Source organism: Palleronia aestuarii (assembly GCF_003253995.1).
Classification (GTDB): domain Bacteria; phylum Pseudomonadota; class Alphaproteobacteria; order Rhodobacterales; family Rhodobacteraceae; genus Palleronia; species Palleronia aestuarii.
The window spans coordinates 28,789-46,197 of sequence record NZ_QKZL01000015.1 but is presented as its reverse complement, the minus strand read 5'-3'; the positions used below and the strand labels follow the sequence as shown (position 1 = coordinate 46,197).

General features: G+C 64.7%; 18 protein-coding genes. 9 read left to right on the top strand and 9 right to left on the bottom strand.

Features of this window, described 5'->3' with window-relative positions:
* Nucleotides 1–52: 52 nt before the first annotated feature.
* Nucleotides 53–589 (bottom strand): uracil-DNA glycosylase, encoded by a 537-nt coding sequence (locus LX81_RS14795; RefSeq protein ID WP_111538100.1) that lies wholly within the window; start codon nucleotides 587–589, stop codon nucleotides 53–55.
* Between the two features lie 62 nt (nucleotides 590–651).
* Nucleotides 652–1,668: a YeiH family protein gene (locus LX81_RS14790; RefSeq protein ID WP_111538099.1), complete on the bottom strand. Its 1,017-nt coding sequence runs from the start codon at nucleotides 1,666–1,668 to the stop codon at nucleotides 652–654.
* A 226-nt stretch (nucleotides 1,669–1,894) separates the two neighbouring features.
* On the opposite strand from LX81_RS14790, the gene LX81_RS14785 reads away from it, so the two are divergent.
* The 3 genes from LX81_RS14785 (at nucleotide 1,895) to sorU (ending at nucleotide 4,390) form a co-directional block, all read left to right on the top strand.
* Nucleotides 1,895–2,716, top strand: a complete 822-nt coding sequence (locus LX81_RS14785; RefSeq protein WP_111538098.1) for a substrate-binding domain-containing protein — start codon at nucleotides 1,895–1,897, stop codon at nucleotides 2,714–2,716.
* 119 nt (nucleotides 2,717–2,835) lie between these two features.
* Nucleotides 2,836–4,017, top strand: coding sequence for a SorT family sulfite dehydrogenase catalytic subunit (gene sorT, locus LX81_RS14780; RefSeq protein ID WP_111538097.1), 1,182 nt, complete (start codon nucleotides 2,836–2,838; stop codon nucleotides 4,015–4,017).
* A 10-nt stretch (nucleotides 4,018–4,027) separates the two neighbouring features.
* Complete coding sequence (sorU, locus tag LX81_RS14775) at nucleotides 4,028–4,390, top strand: SorU family sulfite dehydrogenase c-type cytochrome subunit (RefSeq protein WP_111538096.1); 363 nt, start codon at nucleotides 4,028–4,030, stop codon at nucleotides 4,388–4,390.
* Nucleotides 4,391–4,402: 12 nt separating this feature from the next.
* On the opposite strand, the gene LX81_RS14770 is transcribed toward sorU, so the two are convergent.
* The 3 genes from LX81_RS14770 to LX81_RS22275 all read right to left on the bottom strand — a co-directional run bounded on the left by LX81_RS14770 (nucleotide 4,403) and on the right by LX81_RS22275 (nucleotide 6,088).
* Nucleotides 4,403–5,095 (bottom strand): hypothetical protein, encoded by a 693-nt coding sequence (locus tag LX81_RS14770; protein ID WP_111538095.1) that lies wholly within the window; start codon nucleotides 5,093–5,095, stop codon nucleotides 4,403–4,405.
* Nucleotides 5,092–5,589: an RNA polymerase sigma factor gene (locus LX81_RS14765; RefSeq protein ID WP_111538094.1), complete on the bottom strand. Its 498-nt coding sequence runs from the start codon at nucleotides 5,587–5,589 to the stop codon at nucleotides 5,092–5,094. The genes LX81_RS14770 and LX81_RS14765 overlap by 4 nt, the downstream gene beginning before the upstream one ends.
* Before the next feature lie 361 nt (nucleotides 5,590–5,950).
* Nucleotides 5,951–6,088 carry a hypothetical protein gene (locus LX81_RS22275; RefSeq protein WP_170133966.1) on the bottom strand — a complete coding sequence of 46 codons (138 nt, stop codon included), beginning with the start codon at nucleotides 6,086–6,088 and terminating at the stop codon, nucleotides 5,951–5,953.
* Between the two features lie 255 nt (nucleotides 6,089–6,343).
* On the opposite strand from LX81_RS22275, the gene LX81_RS14760 reads away from it, so the two are divergent.
* From LX81_RS14760 to LX81_RS14735, 6 genes are all read left to right on the top strand, one after another.
* A complete protein-coding gene (locus tag LX81_RS14760; RefSeq protein WP_111538093.1) occupies nucleotides 6,344–7,855 on the top strand; it encodes a PAS domain S-box protein in 1,512 nt (503 codons plus the stop codon).
* A gap of 368 nt (nucleotides 7,856–8,223) precedes the next feature.
* Nucleotides 8,224–9,060, top strand: coding sequence for a PhnA-like protein (locus LX81_RS14755; RefSeq protein ID WP_170133973.1), 837 nt, complete (start codon nucleotides 8,224–8,226; stop codon nucleotides 9,058–9,060).
* Nucleotides 9,061–9,085: 25 nt separating this feature from the next.
* Nucleotides 9,086–9,490 carry a DUF2382 domain-containing protein gene (locus tag LX81_RS14750; RefSeq protein ID WP_111538091.1) on the top strand — a complete coding sequence of 135 codons (405 nt, stop codon included), beginning with the start codon at nucleotides 9,086–9,088 and terminating at the stop codon, nucleotides 9,488–9,490.
* Nucleotides 9,491–9,515: 25 nt separating this feature from the next.
* Complete coding sequence (locus LX81_RS14745; protein ID WP_111538090.1) at nucleotides 9,516–10,391, top strand: YsnF/AvaK domain-containing protein; 876 nt, start codon at nucleotides 9,516–9,518, stop codon at nucleotides 10,389–10,391.
* Between the two features lie 802 nt (nucleotides 10,392–11,193).
* Entirely contained in the window at nucleotides 11,194–11,433 is a 240-nt protein-coding gene (locus LX81_RS14740) for a type II toxin-antitoxin system Phd/YefM family antitoxin (protein ID WP_111538141.1), read from the top strand.
* A 7-nt stretch (nucleotides 11,434–11,440) separates the two neighbouring features.
* Nucleotides 11,441–11,845, top strand: coding sequence for a type II toxin-antitoxin system VapC family toxin (locus tag LX81_RS14735; RefSeq protein WP_111538089.1), 405 nt, complete (start codon nucleotides 11,441–11,443; stop codon nucleotides 11,843–11,845).
* A 216-nt stretch (nucleotides 11,846–12,061) separates the two neighbouring features.
* Here LX81_RS14735 and LX81_RS14730 read toward each other — a convergent pair whose 3' ends face one another.
* The 4 genes from LX81_RS14730 to LX81_RS14715 all read right to left on the bottom strand — a co-directional run bounded on the left by LX81_RS14730 (nucleotide 12,062) and on the right by LX81_RS14715 (nucleotide 17,402).
* A complete protein-coding gene (locus tag LX81_RS14730) occupies nucleotides 12,062–13,651 on the bottom strand; it encodes a GAF domain-containing protein (RefSeq protein WP_170133965.1) in 1,590 nt (529 codons plus the stop codon).
* A gap of 66 nt (nucleotides 13,652–13,717) precedes the next feature.
* Nucleotides 13,718–14,323, bottom strand: a complete 606-nt coding sequence (locus tag LX81_RS14725) for a recombinase family protein (protein ID WP_111538087.1) — start codon at nucleotides 14,321–14,323, stop codon at nucleotides 13,718–13,720.
* 121 nt (nucleotides 14,324–14,444) lie between these two features.
* Nucleotides 14,445–16,913, bottom strand: a complete 2,469-nt coding sequence (locus LX81_RS14720) for a tetratricopeptide repeat protein (protein WP_211322783.1) — start codon at nucleotides 16,911–16,913, stop codon at nucleotides 14,445–14,447.
* Nucleotides 16,914–17,402, bottom strand: a complete 489-nt coding sequence (locus tag LX81_RS14715) for a thermonuclease family protein (RefSeq protein WP_170133964.1) — start codon at nucleotides 17,400–17,402, stop codon at nucleotides 16,914–16,916. It abuts the gene before it with no gap.
* Between the last annotated feature and the right edge of the window lie 7 nt (nucleotides 17,403–17,409).

Sequence of the window (17,409 nt, the reverse complement as noted above, 5' to 3'; positions counted from 1 at the left end):
TCCGTCCCAAGGAACTGATTGGCGGAGCCACATAGTCTACCAGTGCCGTGCTCTAGTGACGGCCAGTCGTCGGACATTCTGTTTTCGATGCGGCTTGAGAAAGCCCAGCCACGATTCGACCTCGCGCTGATGGGTTGGCGTTCACGTTGACCGGCGACGGGTGCGGAACCTGTACGACAGGGACCGTGCACAGGGACGCGGCGCGTCCCGGGACCCGTCCGGCCAGCACGACCACCTGCAGCGCGGGCAGCAGCTTCAGTAGCGCCGGGAGACGGGTCAGCCCCTCACGAATTTCGGCAGCGCGGGGTGCTGCGTTGCGCACTGCGTCCGCAGGCGGCAGCCAGGGCACGGCGTTCCAGATCACGATCCGCCGACGGGTCAGCCCCGCCTCCGCCAGGAACCGGCGTAGGTTGCGCTGCGCCGGTACAGGGTTGTCACACGAGACGAACCGGGGCGTCTCCCCAAGCCGCGCGGGCCGTTCCAGAAGGATCAGGCACTGTGCCGCCGCGCCGCCATCGTGCGGATCGAACCACGGCACGCCGCGGCCGTCCGTGCGCAGGCCCTCCGCATAGCCGTTGAGCGCGGCCATGTGCGGCGCATCCAATGCTGCAAGGCGCCGGGACCGGGAGGCGGCGTTTGCAAGCTCCTCCGTCACCCGTTCGGCCCGAGAAGAAGAACGAGACCAAGCCCGAGCGCGACGATGAAGAGCCACGACGTCGCCCCGAGGAGCGCGGGCCGCGCGCCCTCGGCCGCGAGCTTGCGAATGTCCGTCTCGAGCCCCATCGCCGCGAGCGCCATGGCCAGGAGGAACTGGGTCAGGCCCTTGTGCCAGGGCTCCGCAGCCGTTGGCACGATCCCCAACGAGGCGATCCCCACCATGGCGACGAAGCCAAGAACGAACCACGGAATCGGGGCGCCGGCACCCGAGGCTCCCTCGTTTCGCCGCCTGGCCAGAAGGCCGAGCGTCAGGACCAGAGGCGCCAGCATCATCACCCGGGTGAGCTTGGCGATCGTCCCCGTATGCCCGGCCGCGTCGCCCTGCTGGAAGGCGGCGGCGACCACCTGGGCCACCTCGTGGATGACTGCACCGGTCCAAAGCCCGTAGGCATCGGGGCCGAGATGAAGCACCGTCGCCTCGACCACCGGGATCAACACCATCGACAGCGAACCGAATACAGTCACGCAGGCCACCGCATAGGCCACGTCCTCGTCGGAGGCCCGTGTGACGGTGTTGGTGGCGATCACGGCGGAGGCGCCGCAGATCGAGGTGCCGGCGGCGATCAGCTCGGTGAGCTTGGCGCCTACCCCGAGTTGCCGCCCGAGCCACTTGGTAAAGAGGAACGTCGCGATGAGCGCGGCCGCGATAATACCCACGCCACGTAGGCCGACCTCGATGACCTGGCCAACGGTGAGCTGCAGGCCCAGTAGCACGATCCCGGCCTTCAGAATGACCTTCAGCGAGACGGTGACGCCGGGCTTCGCCGCGCCCGGCGTGCCGATGGTGTTGTGCAGTGCCATGCCGAGCAGGATCGACAGGATCAGCGGCGAGAACGCGTTTACCCCGGGGACGCGGCGCAGCCCGAAGGCGGCGGCGGCGATCAGGGCGGTGAGGGCGAGGCCGGGCCAGATCGAGCTGCTCTGACCCGCATCGGCGGTGGTGTCTGTCATTGAAGGCTTTCGTCCGATTGTCGGAATATCCACACGTCCCCCTCGGGGACACGTACCCGACAGACGTGCGACCCGGGCCAAGTATTCCCGCAGCTTTCTGTATCTCTTTTCGCGCCCTCTGATGACGCGACTGTGAGTGTCTGTCCGGGAATGGGCCGCGCCCTTGGAACGTCAGTTCGAATGACGGATCCAATTCACCGTCGCAATACACGCCAAGGGAAGTTCCATGAATCGTCTAACCATGCTCATCGCCACCACGACAGTCGCGGCTCTGCCGGTGGCCGCCGATGTCTTCTCCGACCGTGTCGGCGAGACGGATCTCGCGGATCCCGCCATCACCCACGCGCCTGAGGACGGCATCGTCAAGCTCTATGGCGCAGGCGGCCCGCATACCGCGTTCCAGAAGGTCGCCGATGTCTGGCAGGAAGAGACCGGTACGGAAGTCGAGATCGTTGCCGGGCCTGAAGCGGACTGGAGTGCTGACGCCCAGGCCGATGCCGACATCCTTTGGGGCACGTCGGAGCAATCGATGACTGCGTTCCTGCTGACCTATCCGGCCTTTGATCATGCCGAGGTCGAGCCGATCTACATCCGTCCCGTCGTCATCGCCGTGAAGGCGGGTAACCCAAAGGGTATCGAGGGCTTCGACGATCTCCTCGATGAAGATATCAGCATCGTCGTGACCGAAGGAGCGGGAGTCTACAACACTTCCGGCACGGGAACCTGGGAGGACGTGGCGGGCCGTCTCGGGCGGCTCGACGACATCGCGGCGTTTCGAAAGAACATCGTCGCCTACGCTCTCGGCTCCGGAGCGAGCTTCCAAGAGTTCCAGGACCAGGATGCCGATGCGTGGATAACCTGGCCGAACTGGCCGCTGACCCATCAGGACGTGCTTGAAATGGTGGAACTCGACGACGCCCGGAAAATCTGGCGCGACGTGAACGTCGTGATCTCCCCAAACGCGGACCCGGCGGCGCAGGACTTTCTGGACTTTCTCGTGACCGATGAGGCGCAGGAACTCATGGCCACCGAAGGCTGGCAGAGGTAGGCGCTCCCCCCCGGCCGGGACCTCGCGACGGAGACTTTTCGTCGCGAGGGAATAATTCATGCGGGCCGGCCGTCTTTCCGTCGAGCACAGTGTGGCTCAGAACACGAAGGGAGGACATCATGACCACTGTATATCCGGTGAAACGCCGCCAGTTCCTGATCGGCTCGGCCGGCCTTGCCGGCGCAGCCGTGACAGGCTTGCCGGCAATCGCGCAGGAAGGCGGTAAACTGCCCGCCTATGTCGCCTGGAAGGACGCGGGCGACATGATCGTCCACACCGACGAGACGCTGGAGACCATGCGCGCCGCGCAAGGCGACGCGCTCGTGACGCCGTCGAGCGACCTCTACATCCGCAACAACCTGCCGGCACCCTCCGAGGAAATCGTCGCCGACCGCGACGCCTGGGAAGTGTCGATCGAAGGCGTCGCCGAGCCCGGCTCGATGACGCTCGGCGAGTTGAAGTTGCTCGGGTCGGAAACCGTGGTCGCGGTTCTGCAATGCTCGGGCAACGGGCGGGCGTTCTTCGATCACGAGGCGAGCGGGTCGCAATGGGCGACCGGCGCGGCCGGCAACGTGATCTGGACGGGGGTTCCGGTCCGCGCCGTGGCTGAAGCCCTGGGCGGCGTTGCGGCCGACATGGTTTTCCTGACCGGCACCGGGGGTGAGGAGATCCCCGAGGGCCTGCCACCCGAGAGCATCCAGGTCGAACGCTCCGTGCCCGTGGAGGCGATGGAGCAGGCGATCCTGGCCTGGGACATGAACGGCGAGCCGGTACCGCTGGCCCATGGCGGCCCCCTGCGGTTGATCGTTCCGGGCTATTACGGCGTCAACAACGTCAAATATCTCAAACGGCTCGCCTTCACCGCCGAGGAGAGCCCCGCCGCGATCCAGCAGACCGGCTACCGCGTCCGTCCCGTGGGCGTCTCGGGCGACCCGTCCCAGCCCTCGATGTACGAGATGAGCGTCAAGTCCTGGATCACCGGCCCGCTTGAGGATGCCGAAACGGGCGAGGTCAGGATCGAAGGTCTCGCCATGGGTGGCACCAGCGCTGTGACGGGGGTGGAGGTCTCCACCGACGGTGGCGAGAGCTGGCAGGAGGCCCAGTTCCTCGGCCCCGACATGGGTCCCTATGCCTGGCGGCCCTTCGTCCTCGTCGCGGATCTGGACGCTGGGACCCACACGCTCGCGAGCCGCGCCACCAACGGCAACGGCGATACGCAACCCGAGACGTTCGAGCCCAACGAACGCGGCTACGGGCATAACGGTTGGCGCGGCCATGCTGTCGACGTGACGGTCGGATAAGGAAGAGACGATGAAAATCACCCCTACGGGACTCCGATTGACCTCCCACGGAAGTCCGACAGGTCTTTCGGCCGTTCTCCTTGCCTTTCTTGCGGTACCGCTCGCCGCGCAGGAGGCCGATCCCGAGGCCGGCCGGACGATCTTCACCAAAGCCGCGCAGCCCCAATGCGCGCTTTGCCATGTCCTCGCCGACGCGGACGCCGAGGGGAAGGTGGGGCCGAACCTGGACGAGCTACAGCCCAGCGTGGACCAAGTTCGTGCGGCCGTCACGAGCGGAGTGGGGGTCATGCCCGCCTTCGAGGGCACCTTGAGCGAGGAAGAAATCGAGACGGTCTCGACCTACGTCGCAGAAGTCGCGGGCAGCGGGGGCTGAACCCACCGCCCGTCAGGCGCAGGTCTCGGTCTCCGAGACCTGACGCGAGAAGGCCAATCGGTCAACGTTTCCATCACTTGGATCGGTTACGGCCTTGAGAAAAGTCTCGATCGCCGCGAGGCGGTCGGGTTTCATCCCCTCGGCCAGGATCGCGTAGCGCTGTCCGCCGACGGCCCAAAGATCCGGCGCATCGGGGCCATCCGCAGTCCCGTCCTCCAGCCTCAGAAGCGTCAGACGGCAGGCGTTGCGTCCGGCGTAGTGGCCGGCGATGCCACCCTCGACCTCGCGCACGGCCACGAGTGCCAATCCGGCCGGGGACAAGTCGGGAAGTGGACCGCCCCCGCTGAGGCCTGCTTCGGCGAGGGCGTCATCCGAGGTCGGAAAGCTTTGCTTGAGGAAGGTCTCGTGGATCGAGGTCAAGTCCGTTCGGTCCGCCCCGGGCATCGCGAGAAATGCGACTATGGCCAGGGTGGCCGCGATCGCTCCGCCCCAGGCGACGGGACGCACCCGGACGGTCGATCCCGCATCGGCGAAGGGACGCATCCGCGCCAGGCTTTCGGATTGGGCTTGCAGCTCTGCCGCGGCGGCGGCCAGGTCCGGTTCACGGGCCAGCCGCCTGGCAAAGGCGCGGCGTTCGGCCCCCCGAAGCTCGCCGTCGAGATAAGCGTTCAGGGTCTCCCAGTCCACGTCGCAGGGATCAGTCACGAAGTGCTCCGTTTATCGCTATCGCCGCCGATGATCCGGTCGCGAAGCGCGCGTCGTGCGCGACTGATCCGGCTCATCACCGTTCCACGCGGCACGTCGATGACGCACGCCGCCTCGTCGTACTTGAGGCCTAGAATGTCGATCAGGGTCAATATTTCCTGCATCTCGCTCGATAAGGTCGCAAAAGCCGCGCGGACGTGCATGTCCCGCTCGTGTTTCGGATCATCGGATGTCTCACCGGACAGACGTGTCTCGCGCGCAAGATATTCCCTGCGGACGCGGCGCTTGCGCAATTCGTCGGTGTTCAGATTGCGAATCGTCCTGAACATCCAGGGCTTGAACTCGCCGAGACGCCGGGGCGGCGCCTCCGCGCGCAGAGCCCTTGCCACGGCGTCCTGCACGAGGTCGTCCCCGTCCTCGCGCCGATCACTGATCGCGTAGGCATAGGCCTTCAGCTCCGGCAGAAGCCGCTCGATATGCCGCCGTCGGCTCATCCCGGCAAGTCAGGCCACATGGTTTGAGTATCCGCGTCTATCCATGCTCATTCATAGCGTTGTGTGGTTGCCTTAGCTATCGCCTGCAACCGGAACGCAGAGGCTGCTAAAGTCGCTTCGGTCATTCACGTCGACCGCAGCAACCAAAGAAGTGGGCTCTCTCCGGCCGCTCGCGCGCTCTACCCGAACGACCGCCTCGGCTTAGCGTAGGATTTCGCACTCTCCTGCAAACGACCCCAGACACCCTTTTGCCGGGCGCCTCACTCGCTGCTCGGAAACTGTTCGATGTTGCCCGTACGGGATTGGCGGTCCGGTGGCTCAGATCAACGCCAGCCGATCGCGTAGAAGAGCGCGATGACGATCAGGGCGACGGCGATGTTGGGCAATAGTTCTGGAAGCCGACGATCAAGCCCTCGAGCTTCGACAGCATGAAGGACGGATCGACATCGACGGCCTGGTCGAGGGTCTCCGGGGCCGCCTCCTGGGCGTTGGCTCTCAAGGCGGGATCCTGTCGAGAAGAGGGACTATTTACATGCGGATGTCGCGATGACATCCATCCGGGCGGGAACGGCCGAACCGCGTCTGCCCAGAATAGCTGCTGAGTATCCTGCCACTTCCGCTCCGTACCGTTATGGTCGGCAATGTCCATCTCGATTGCGCGCCTGCGGCCTGGTTCGCGCTATCTCGATGCCAGGATCGGTCCCTGGCGCGGCGATGTCGTCGCGCCCCAAGCATCCAAGGCAGGCTACGCACCATGGCAAAGACCAAAGCGCCGCGCGCCGCGAGGGATCACGGACAGCTGCAGCAGCTGATCTCCGGGTTGGGGGAAGGGATCGTCCTCGTCGATCTCGACGAGACAATTCTTTGGGCCAACGAGGCCGCACTCGCCATGCACGGCGTCGAGGCCTTGACGGACCTGGGAAAGGACATGTCCGAGTACCGCGAGCGTTTCCGACTGACTTATCGCAACAACCACCCGATCAAGGAAGGGACGTTCCCGGTCGAGAAGGTGATCGCCGGCGAGGCATCCGGAGAGATCACGGTCGAGGTTTCGCCGGCTGATGCGCCCGAGACCGAGTGGACGCAGACGATCCGCTGCTTCGTCATCACCGACAAAGAGAATGTACCGGACTACCTCGTCCTGGTCCTGCGGGACGAAACGGCGCGCTTCGAGGCGGAAGGTCGTTTCGAGAGTGCATTCAACGCCAATCCGGCCCCAGCCATCATCTGCCGTCTGGCCGATCTTTGCTTCGTGCGGGTCAATCGCGGCTTTCTGGAATTGACCGGATGCCGGAACGAGGACCTCGTCGGCCAGTCGATCTATGCCTTCGACATCCTGGCGGATCGCGGCGACCGGGAGACGGCCTTGAACTGCCTGAGGGAGGGGCGCACCATTCCCCAGAGAGAAGCCACGCTGACGCTGCCGGATGGGCGCCGCAAATCGGTGATCGTCGCCGGGCAGCCCATCGAGGTCTCGGACGAGCCCTGCATGCTCTTCACCTTCGTCGATCTCGACCCGAGAAACCGGGCGGAACGTGCCAGTCGGCACAGCGAGGAACGTTTCTCGAAGGCGTTCGATCTGTCCCCCGTGGCTCTGGCAATCTGCAATTTCGACCGGCTCGACTTCCTCAACGTGAATGCCGCCTTCGCGCGCTTGACGGGCTATGCCGAGGAACAGGTCATCGCCCGCAACCCGCGTGATCTGAAGCTGTGGGCCGAGGCCGACACCCAGAAGACCATGCTCGACGCCCTGAAGGCCGACGGAAATATCGTTGGGCTCGACGTCGGTCTTTCGACGGCGGACGGCGCGCCGGTCGATTGCCTGATCGCGGCGGACACGATCACCCTGAACGACCAGTCTTGCGTATTGCTGGTGATCCAGGACATCGGCGAGCAGAAGCGCACCGAGGCCGAGCTCGTCGCCGCGATCGAAGCGGTGATGGCGGACACGTCCTGGTTCAGCCGCGGGATCGTCGAGAAACTCGGGACGCTGAGGCAGACATCGAGACGTAACATCCCCAGCGCCGAGACAGCATCGCTCACGAACCGCGAACGGGACGTTCTCGACCTCGTTTGCGAGGGCCAATCGGACGCGGAGATGGCGGCGACGCTTTGCCTGTCGCCACACACCATCCGCAATCACCTGACCTCCCTCTACCGCAAGATCGGCGTCAAACGACGTGCGGCCGCGATCGCTTGGGCCCGCGACTGCGGGATCGTTCATGGGAAGCGGACACCCAAAGCATCCGGCGGCAAAAAAGGTTAGAACCTGCCAGTTCCGCTAGCTGGTTCCTGCCTTGGAACGCTCCGCGAAGATCGCAAATTCATTAACAGGTCGGGCGTCCATTCGCCGCAGCCGCGCAATCGCCGCCGGAGAACCCGGCGCGCAGAGGAGGCCATCGTGCCGAAGGCTAGCAAGGACACCGCCCTGGAGACGGCCACGGACGCCATCCGTAGCGCCATCGCAAAATTCGCCAAAGACCCGGCACAGACCTCCGAGGTCGAAGCTCACAAGCCCGTCGGCACGAAACGGCAGAGGCCGGGAAAGAAAATGACATGACCGACACTTTCTACGAATCCACCGGCGACACGCCCCGCCAGCGCGGTGACAGAGATGCGCCCCATACGAGCCCGGTGACGCCGGCCGAGGACGCGCGCTCGATCATGATCAACAATGTCTCTTGGGGCGCCGTGTTCGCCGGCGTCGTGGTGGGTCTCGTGGCGCAGGTGATCATCAACATGATCGGCGTCGGCATCGGCGCAGCGACACTCGATCCCGGCACCGGCGACAATCCGGGCGTCGCGGGCTTCTCCATCGGCGCGGGCATCTGGTTCGCAATCTCGGGCATCCTCGGTGCCCTGGCCGGTGGCTTCACGGCAGGCCGCCTTTCGGGTAAGGCCAAGGAGTCGACGGCGAGCTGGCACGGGCTCACCTCCTGGGCCTTGGCGACACTTGTCGTCGTCTACCTGGTGAGTTCCAGCATCGGCGGCATCGTGGGTGGCGCCTACAGCACCCTGACGAGCGCCGTCGGCAATGTCGCCGGCGCGGCGGGCACCGCGGTCGAGGCGGCCGGTCCCAATCCGTTCTCGGCAATCGAACAGACCTTCCAGTCGGCGATCCCCGAGGATGCGGATCCCGCGGCAATGCGCGACGCGGCCATCGCTTCGGTCCGCAGTGCGCTCACCGGCGATGCGGAAGGCGCCGAGCAGGCCGAGGCCCAAGCGGTCCGGGCGATCGCCGAAGCCCAGGGAATCCCGCAGCAGGAAGCGCAGGCGCAGTTCGACCAGTTCCAGGCGCAGTACACGGAGACCGTCGAACAGGCCAAGCAGACCGCTGACACCGCATCCGCGGCGGTCTCGACCAGCGCGCTTCTGGGCGCCTTGGGCCTGATCCTCGGCGCCGTGGCCGCGTGGTTCGGCGGCCGCATGGGCGCTGTCGATCCGACGATTACCCGGCACCGGGTGGTTTGACCGCAGGGTTCGGTGGAGACTCGCAATGACGTCCGATGATATCGCCTCCGATCCACGCGCGAGCATCGAGCTGGTCGAGGAGACGGCGAGCCTCGAGATTCGCAAGGTCATTACCGGCCGGGTCCGGGTCGCCACCCAGACGGAACTCCGCGACGAGGTTCTGCGCCGGGAATTGCACGGGACGCGCGTCGAGATGGAGCGGGTGCCCATAGACCGGATGCTGGAGCCCGGCGAGGCGCCGGCGGTCGCCCGCACCGAAGGCGCCGTGACGATCATCCCGATCTACGAGGAGGTCGTCGTGACCGAGACGCGGATCGTGCTGAAGGAAGAACTGCACATCACGCAGTACGAAACGACCGATGAGGTCGAAATCCCCGTGACCCTGCGCAGGCAGGTCGCAACCATCGAGCGATCGACGTCGGAAGACTGACACGCTCGCAGCCCCGGAGGACAGAATGTCCGACTACAATGCCACGCAACATGATCAATACGTCACCGCCTTCTTCGACAGCCAGAGCGATGCCGACGCGGCCGTCGAGCGCATCGTCGCCGAAGGGGTCTCGCGCAGCGATATCCGTGTCGTCGCCGGAGACGATACCGCGAAGGAGACGTCCTACAAGGAGGACAAGGGCTTCTTCGAGGCCCTTGGCGACTTCTTCATGCCCGACGAGGACCGCCACGCCTATGCCGAGGGCCTGTCCCGCGGCGGCTACCTCGTCTCTCTCAACACCACGGACGCGAACCGCGACCGGATCCTCGACATCCTCGACGACGAGGGCACGGTCGACATGGATGCCCGCGAGGAGAGCTGGCGCTCCGAGGGCTGGGAGGGTCGCCAGACCGGTTACGAGCAGCCCGCCATGGCGACAGGCGGCGCTGAAACCCCGCTGATGTCGGACGAAATCGCCGGTGAAACTGCGTACCGGCCGGATGGCGCTTCCGGCGAGATGGTCGACGGAACGATCGACGTCGTCGAGGAGAAGCTGCGCGTCGGCAAGCGGCAGATGGATCACGGGCGCGTCCGTGTCCGCTCTTATATCGTCGAGACACCGGTCGAAGAGCAGGTTTCGCTTCGCGAGGAGAACGTCCACGTCGAACGACGGCCCGTCGACCGCGCCCTGAGCGACGGCGAAGCCGCGTTCGCCGAGCAAACCCTCGAGGCCACGGAGACGGACGAGGTCGCGGTCGTCTCGAAGGAGGCCCGCGTGGTCGAAGAGATCACGCTGAACAAGGATGTCGAAGAGCACACCGAGACCGTCAGCGATACGGTGCGGCATACGGAAGTCGAGATTGAGGACGATCGAACCGACCGGACCGAACCGACCCGGTAAAGCTCCCCTGACCCGGTCCTTCTCCGGTTTCTTCCGGCCGGAGAAGACCTGCCGGACGACGACTGACCGACTTCCGAGACGATCCGGGCTGATCTTATCGGCAACGCCGTCAAGTCCCGGATCGGCACCTGATTGAAGCGAACTTGGACTTGGAAGACTGGACGACATCCGGACTGAGCTCTCCATGGCTTGTCTCGGATCCGGCCCTCTTGGATCCGGCTTGCGTCGGCATCGAGGCTCAGACCTGTGAACGAGCTCCCCTGCAGCATTCTCCGGAAAAGAGGCTCAGCCGTGAAACCATTGTCTGCCATCATCGCCGTGGCCTGTATCGGAGGATGCGCCGAAACATCCGCGACTGCCTTGCCGTCAAGCTCGGCAAAGGTTGTGAAGGCTCCAATATCCACCAGCGAGGAGCAGGTGCGACGTACCCTTGCCGACCACGATCGCCGCTGCGAGGCAGATTACAATGGCACCAGCCAGGGCGTGGGATTGATCGGCGCCATCGTTCCAGGTCGGGCGGGTTCAATTTCAAGCAAGCTCGGAAGTATCGCCGCGCAGGCCCAACTCGGACGCTGCCGAAAGGAGTACCAACAGGTCCAGCAGCAGGCCGCCGCGCAGGACTTCGCTACTGACCGTCGCACAGAAAAGGCGTCAAGAACTCGATAGGACGAATAAGGCTAGGATCAGATTGCCAACACAACATAAACCAAATTATACGACGTTCTTGGTCAAGACTTGACCAAGCATAGGATTGGGCTTATTGGCTAGGCGTAGAGGTATAAACCAACGCGGAATGATCGAGATGAGCTTCGTGATAAAAACCGGCGAAGCCAAAACGCGGCTCTCCGAACTCATCGCGCTCGTCGAGGCTGGCGAAGAAGTCACCATCGCCCGCGGTGACACTCCCGTTGCCCGCCTCATCTCGGTGAAGCGCCATAGCGATGCCGATAGTGCTGTTGCCGACATTCTGATGGCCAGATCGGCCTTGTCGACGACGAGTTCCGAGGAGCTGATCTCCTGGCGCGACGCCGGTCGGCGCTAAGGTTCTGATGGCGATTGTCGTCGATGCGTCCGTAGCCGCCGCTTGGGTTCTACCAGATGAAAGCTCGGACAAGGCCGACGCAGTTCTGCGGCGTGTGGCGTCAGAAGGCGCATTGGCCCCGGAACTTCTTTGGCACGAATTGCGGAACATCTTGTTGGTGGCCGCGCGTCGAGGCCGAATACCGCTTCCGGAGGTTGTGCCAAGCCTTCTGCGCCTCCGTCGTCTTCCCATTGAAACGGTGAATGTCGGGGGCTTCGCCGATGCCCGCCTGATTGATCTTGCCGAGCGATACCGTCTCACGGCCTACGATGCAGCGTATCTTCTCCTGGCTCATGAGCGCGGCGTTGCTCTCGCGACCGCGGATCGCGCGCTCGTATCGGCCGCGGAAGCTGCTGATGTCGATCTGGCCTGATGCTCAGGCCTCCAAGTGCCCGAGCCGAACTCACGATTGACCGGCGCTGCGCGATCGTCTGACTGCGGCGAGACACGCGGCGGCATCCGCTTGGACGGGAGGAACCCAATTCAGGAGAGCGTCGGTTGCGGCGCGGTTGTCGGAACTCATGCCATTTCGTCGGTCGATCATGGCCACTGCGCATCCTGCAAGCCCCGGGCTCGATTGACAAAAGCACTAGTTAATGAGGGGGTCGATCGGCATCGAGACAATCATCTTCAGACCATCACCTTGCCAATTGCGATCCAAAGTACCGTCCAGGTTCGAGACGACGATCGTCCGGGTCAATGTCGATCCAAATCCTTCGCGCGTCGGGATCTGTATGTTTGCGAGGCCCGATTCCGACCAACTCAGTTCCAGTCGTTCATCCGTCTGGGACCAGTCGACCTCGAGCTTGCCACTGGAACTGGAGAACGCCCCGTACTTCGAGGCGTTCGTCGCCCATTCATGGAGGATCAGGGAAAAGCATTTCGCCGTCTCGGGCCCGACAGAGAAGGCTGCACCGGTCAGACTGGTCCGTGAATGTTCAGGTCCGTCGAACGGCTCGATTTCAGCGCGCAAGATGGCCTCGAAGGGGATCTGCCTGTCTTCGGATGTTTCAAGATCGGGGGAGATCAGTTCGTGGGTCCGCGCCATCGAGGCGATCCGTCCCAGGAGCGCCTGACGCATTTCTGCGAGGCTCGTGCTGGATCGCGCGGTCAGGGATACCATCCCATTCAACAGCGTGAAATTATTGCGGATGCGGTGATGCAGTTCGCGGAACATCACCAGTCGTGTCGTTTCCTCGGCCTTCTGATCGGAAAAATTCCGGAAAAAGATGATCATGCCGTCGTCGATCGGAAAATATCGCGCTTCGTACCAAGCATCGTAGGGCGCATAGAACGAAACGATCGCGCCTGCTTTCCGTGTCCTGAAAGCCGTGCGGTACGCGTCGAGGAACGCATCTCCTTCGCCTTTCAGGAAGTCCCGCAGGTCCACGCCGACAAAGCGGGGTTCGTCCTTCACCAGATCCTTCGTCCTTGAATTGGCGTAGGTGACGATCCACTCGCGATCGATCTGGAAGACGCTGTCGCTGGTGCTCTCCAGGACGGTTTTCAAGCGCCTCTGCTCGGACAGGACGCGGGCGTAGAGTTCGCGGCGTATCGAGGATTCGAGCCGTAAGGCGATCTCGCTCTCGATGCCGACGGCGATGTCCTGCATCGATTGCACGTCGGCATCGGTCCAGTCCCGGGGCTCAGGCTCGATCGCGCAGAGCGCTCCGAGGACTTCACCCCCTGGGGCCGCGATCGGCACGCCGAGATAGCCGACGATCCCCAGATCCCGAATGGAGGGGTTTTCCTGAACGCGCGGATCGGTCCGGGCATCGGGAATGACCAGGGTGGACCGGCTGGTCACCACATGCTTGCAGAAGGAATGAGTGAGCGGCATCTGCCGCTTCAATTCCGGCGGCGCCTTCAGGCCCTCCTGAGCCTTGTTGATCTGACGGTCGGCATCCACGAGGGAGAACAGGGAGACCTTCGATCCGGTAATCCGCCGAGCGAAGGTCACCGCACGCTCGAAGATGTCTTCGACGGTGTCGTTGAGAAGACCGGTATCCTGCAGGACCCGCAGACGCCCCGCCCCCATGATCCCGCCCGGATCGCCCTCCTCGGGTCGAAGACGCTCGATCTGCCGAATCGCGTGCATCAGATCGGGCGCGAGGATTTCGTGCGAGCCATCGCCTTCTATCCGCCGATCGACCGATCCTACTTTATGGTCTGCTTCCATAGAACTCCTCTTCATCGACACAGATTGGAGTGCACCCCTTCGGCCGGACAACAAGATGCAGCTGGCTCAGGTTACCTCGACTATAGCGTTCACCTTGCCATACCCGTCGCGGATGCGCTGCACCGTCATGCGGCTGGTGCCGAACCGTCGCGCCAGGGCGGAGATCGCCTCGCCTTTCCGCAGCCCGGCCGCGATCTCGGCGCGGCGTTCCGGATCGAGGGCCGGCGGCCGGCCGAGCCGCTTGCCCTGGGCGCGGGCGCGGTCGACGCCGGCCTGCGTCCGCTCGACGATCAGCTCGCGCTCGAACTGCGCCACCACGTTCAGGATCTGCGTGACCATCCGCCCCGCGGCGCTGGTCAGGTCCGCGTCGCCGAGGTCGAGGCTCTTCACCCGGACCGACATCTTTCCCAGCTGCTTGATCGTCGTCATCACGTCCACCGCGTTGCGCCCCAGCCGGTCCATCTTCGTGACGACCAGCAGGTCGCCGGGCTCGAGCCGGTCGACGAGCCGCGCGAAGCCCGGACGCTTCGTCGCCTCGACGCTGCCCGAGACGGTCTCGGCAATGATACGGTAGTCCTCGACCTCGATCCCGGCCGCCGCGATCTGCCGTTTCTGGGTCTCGGTGGTCTGGCCGGCGGTCGACACGCGGAGATAGGCGAAGGTGCGGGCCACGGCGTCAAAATCCCCTGTTCTTTCTGAACATGATCGTAACCACGCAAATGAGGGTTTTGAACAGTGTTCACGTGGGGTGTTCTAAATCGGTCGATTCCGGGCAGTCGCCGAAAAGGGGCTGCTACCATCCGGGCAATTCCGAGCAGGCATTGCGATCTGCGATCAGATCGAGGGCGATCTTCAGGTTGGCCTGGGTTTTCTCCCATTGGAGCGGCACCCGATCGCGCGTCAGCTCTTCCAGCGCCGACTGGTAGGCCGACACCGCCTCCTCCAAACGCGTCGTCCCGATCTCCCGCGCGCCGAGGATCACAAGCGCATTGCCAAGGTTCATCTGCGTCATCGCCCAATCGAGCGGCACCCGATCGCGGGTCCGTTCCTCCAGTGCCGCCTGAAAGGCCGATACCGCCTCCTCCAGACGCGTCGTCCCGCTCTCGCGCGCACCGAGGGTCTGAAGCACGTTGCCAAGGTTGTTCTGTGTTGTGGCCCAAGCGAGCGGCACCCGATCGCGGGTCTGTTCCTCCAATGCCGCTCTGTATGCCACAACCGATTCCTCCAGCTGCGTCGTCCCGCTTTCCCGCTCGCCGAGGGACCGGAGGGCAGCGCCTAGGTTGGTCTGCGTATCTGCCCAGTCGAGCGGCACCCGATCGCGGGTCCGCTCTTCCAGCGCCGACTGGTAGGCCGACACTGCCTCCTCCAGACGCGCCGTCCCGCTCTCCCGTTCGCCTAAGGTCGCGAGCGCGTTGCCGAGGCTCATCTGCGTCGCGGCCCATTGTAGCGGCATCCGATCGCGGGTCCGCTCTTCCAGCGCCGCCTGGCAGGCCGACACTGCCTCCTCCAGACGCGCCGTCCCGCTCTCCCGTGCACCGAGGGCAGTAAGTACGTTGCCGAGGTTCATCTGTGCTATAGCCCATTCTAATGGCACCCGCTCGCGGGTCTGTTCCTCCAGTGCCGCCCGGTAGGCCGACACGGCCTCCTCCAGATGCCCCGTACCGCTTTCCCGAGCGCCGAGGGCCGCGAGCGATCTGCCAAGGTTGTTCTGCGTCATCGCCCAATCGAGCGGCACCCGCTCGCGGGTCCGCTCCTCCAGCGCCGCCCGGTGGGCCAACACGGCCTCTTCCAGACGCGCCGTCCCGCTCTCCCGTTTACCGAGGGCCTGAAGCGCGTTGCCAAGGTTCATCTGTGTCATCGCCCAGTCGAGCGGCACCCGATCGCGGGTCTGTTCCTCCAGCGCCGCCCGGTGGGCCAACACCGCCTCCTCCAGACGCGCCGTTCCGCTCTCCCTTTCACCGAGAATTTGAAGCACGTTGCCGAGGTTGTTCTGTGTCCCGGCCCATTCGAGCGGTGCGCGACTGCGGGTAAACTCCTTCAATGCTGCCTGAAAGGTCAACGCGGCTTCCTCCAGCCGTGCCGTCACGCTCTCCCGTTTGCCGAGGGTCGCAAGCGCGACTCCACGGAGGTTGAGGCAAGAACCACTCTGGTCTGGACCCACGGCTGCTTGCCGTGCGATCTTCGCCAATTGGATCGCCACCTCCAGATCGAGGTTCACGCCCTTGTTTTGTTCTCGTTCGTACCATGTGCAGCAAATGCTGAAGAGGGCAGAACAGAGGTCTGCACCCTCCGGCAGCTCCAGCTCCTCCTGGCGGGCGATACGCTGCGCCGCCGTTTCCGCATCGCGTCGCAGCAGCGCGGTGTCGACGCCCCGCTCCAGCAGACGAAGCTTGCGCGCCTTCGACTTCTCCGCCTCGTGACGCAGCGCCTTCTCGATCTCATCATCCGCAGCGTCGTAATCGCCCTCGCCCGCCAAGTCCGCCGACCGGCGCAGCACCTCGTCGACGAAATCCCCGAGGTTGGAGCCGTGCCGCCCCTCCTCGCGGACCCGCACCGCGATCTCGACCGCGTGTTCAAGTTCACGAAGGGCCTGCTCGGTATCCGCGACCTCGGGGGTGATGCGCTTGGCCAGCGCCTGGATGGCGAAGCCGGTGATCCCGGCTACTTCGGCCTGTTGCAACGCCCCGCTCTGCCGCAGGCGATGCAGGATCTCGTCGACCTTCGCATTCATCGCTTCCAGCCGCGCCAACATGACGGACTGGTCCCGGGCGCTCTCGATGAGGAAGGTCTGCGTCAGGTCGCGGTCGATGTCGGGGTGCCGTCGGCAGGTGCCGATCGCCGTGACGAAGGCGATCTCGATGGCGCGATGGACAGCCTCCTCCCCCCCGTCGAATTTCAGGCCGCGCATGAGGTGGTGGGCAAGATCCGTCTCGAACGTCGCCGCGCCGCCAGGCCTAGCGGCCGCGATCATGGCGGCCGGCTCGAGGCGGATTGTCCGGCTGAGGTCCTCCAGCAGAACCGCGGCCCGGGCCAGGTCCGCGTCGCTAAAGTCCCGGCTGGCTGACAACGCCGCTAGCGCATTGTCGCGCGCCGCGTTGGCACAGGCGGCACGCTTGCCGTTGCGCCACTGCAGAGCGATGGTCGCAAGAACCGCAAGGGGAACGACGAAGGGCGCGATCCCGGCCGCGGCGGCGGTTGCAAAGGTCATGGCCGCGAAACAGATCTCAGCGGACTTCTCCGCCACGTCCGGGGCCCGGCTCATTCACTCGTTCCTCTTTCGTCGCCGATAATCGGACGGCTCTTCCACGTCCTCGAAGAGCCAGAGGCCGCGTCCCGCCGCCTGCGCCGCCCTGGCCTCCGCACGGTAATCGGATTCGCGGGCATAGGGGAACGCAATCCCGTTCTCGACGAGGGCACGGTTGAGCTCGCGCTCGCCGGTATAGCAGATCGCCAGCGGCCGGTCGTAGACATCGCGCCCGGTGCTTTCGCAGCGCACGGAGCGCGGCCCGACCAGTTCGCGGAAGCTGTCCCGCGCCCAGATCCCGCAGTCGATCTCTGCCCCGGCGAACCGCGCGGGCTGGCCCAGCTCGCAGGCGTCGATGCCGAGCAGGCGGATGTTCTCGCCGTCGATCTTCACGTTGTCGCCGTCGCGGATCGTGGGGACGCCCTCGTAGATTGTGAGGGGGCGCTCGGTGTCGGCTCGGTCGGACGTCCACTGCCATCCGACGCTGGTGGCTAGCGCGAGAAACAAGATCAAA

Excerpts from the sequence above, each read along its gene's own strand:
- LX81_RS14730 (WP_170133965.1), bottom strand. The coding sequence starts at position 13,651 with ATGGAAGCAGACCATAAAGTAGGATCGGTCGATCGGCGGATAGAAGGC.
- LX81_RS14795 (WP_111538100.1), bottom strand. The coding sequence starts at position 589 with ATGGCCGCGCTCAACGGCTATGCGGAGGGCCTGCGCACGGACGGCCGC.
- sorU (WP_111538096.1), top strand. The coding sequence starts at position 4,028 with ATGAAAATCACCCCTACGGGACTCCGATTGACCTCCCACGGAAGTCCG.
- LX81_RS14765 (WP_111538094.1), bottom strand. The coding sequence starts at position 5,589 with ATGAGCCGACGGCGGCATATCGAGCGGCTTCTGCCGGAGCTGAAGGCC.
- LX81_RS14740 (WP_111538141.1), top strand. The coding sequence starts at position 11,194 with ATGAGCTTCGTGATAAAAACCGGCGAAGCCAAAACGCGGCTCTCCGAA.
- LX81_RS14745 (WP_111538090.1), top strand. The coding sequence starts at position 9,516 with ATGTCCGACTACAATGCCACGCAACATGATCAATACGTCACCGCCTTC.
- LX81_RS14735 (WP_111538089.1), top strand. The coding sequence starts at position 11,441 with ATGGCGATTGTCGTCGATGCGTCCGTAGCCGCCGCTTGGGTTCTACCA.
- LX81_RS14750 (WP_111538091.1), top strand. The coding sequence starts at position 9,086 with ATGACGTCCGATGATATCGCCTCCGATCCACGCGCGAGCATCGAGCTG.
- LX81_RS14720 (WP_211322783.1), bottom strand. The coding sequence starts at position 16,913 with ATGAGCCGGGCCCCGGACGTGGCGGAGAAGTCCGCTGAGATCTGTTTC.
- LX81_RS14785 (WP_111538098.1), top strand. The coding sequence starts at position 1,895 with ATGAATCGTCTAACCATGCTCATCGCCACCACGACAGTCGCGGCTCTG.
- sorT (WP_111538097.1), top strand. The coding sequence starts at position 2,836 with ATGACCACTGTATATCCGGTGAAACGCCGCCAGTTCCTGATCGGCTCG.
- LX81_RS14760 (WP_111538093.1), top strand. The coding sequence starts at position 6,344 with ATGGCAAAGACCAAAGCGCCGCGCGCCGCGAGGGATCACGGACAGCTG.
- LX81_RS14790 (WP_111538099.1), bottom strand. The coding sequence starts at position 1,668 with ATGACAGACACCACCGCCGATGCGGGTCAGAGCAGCTCGATCTGGCCC.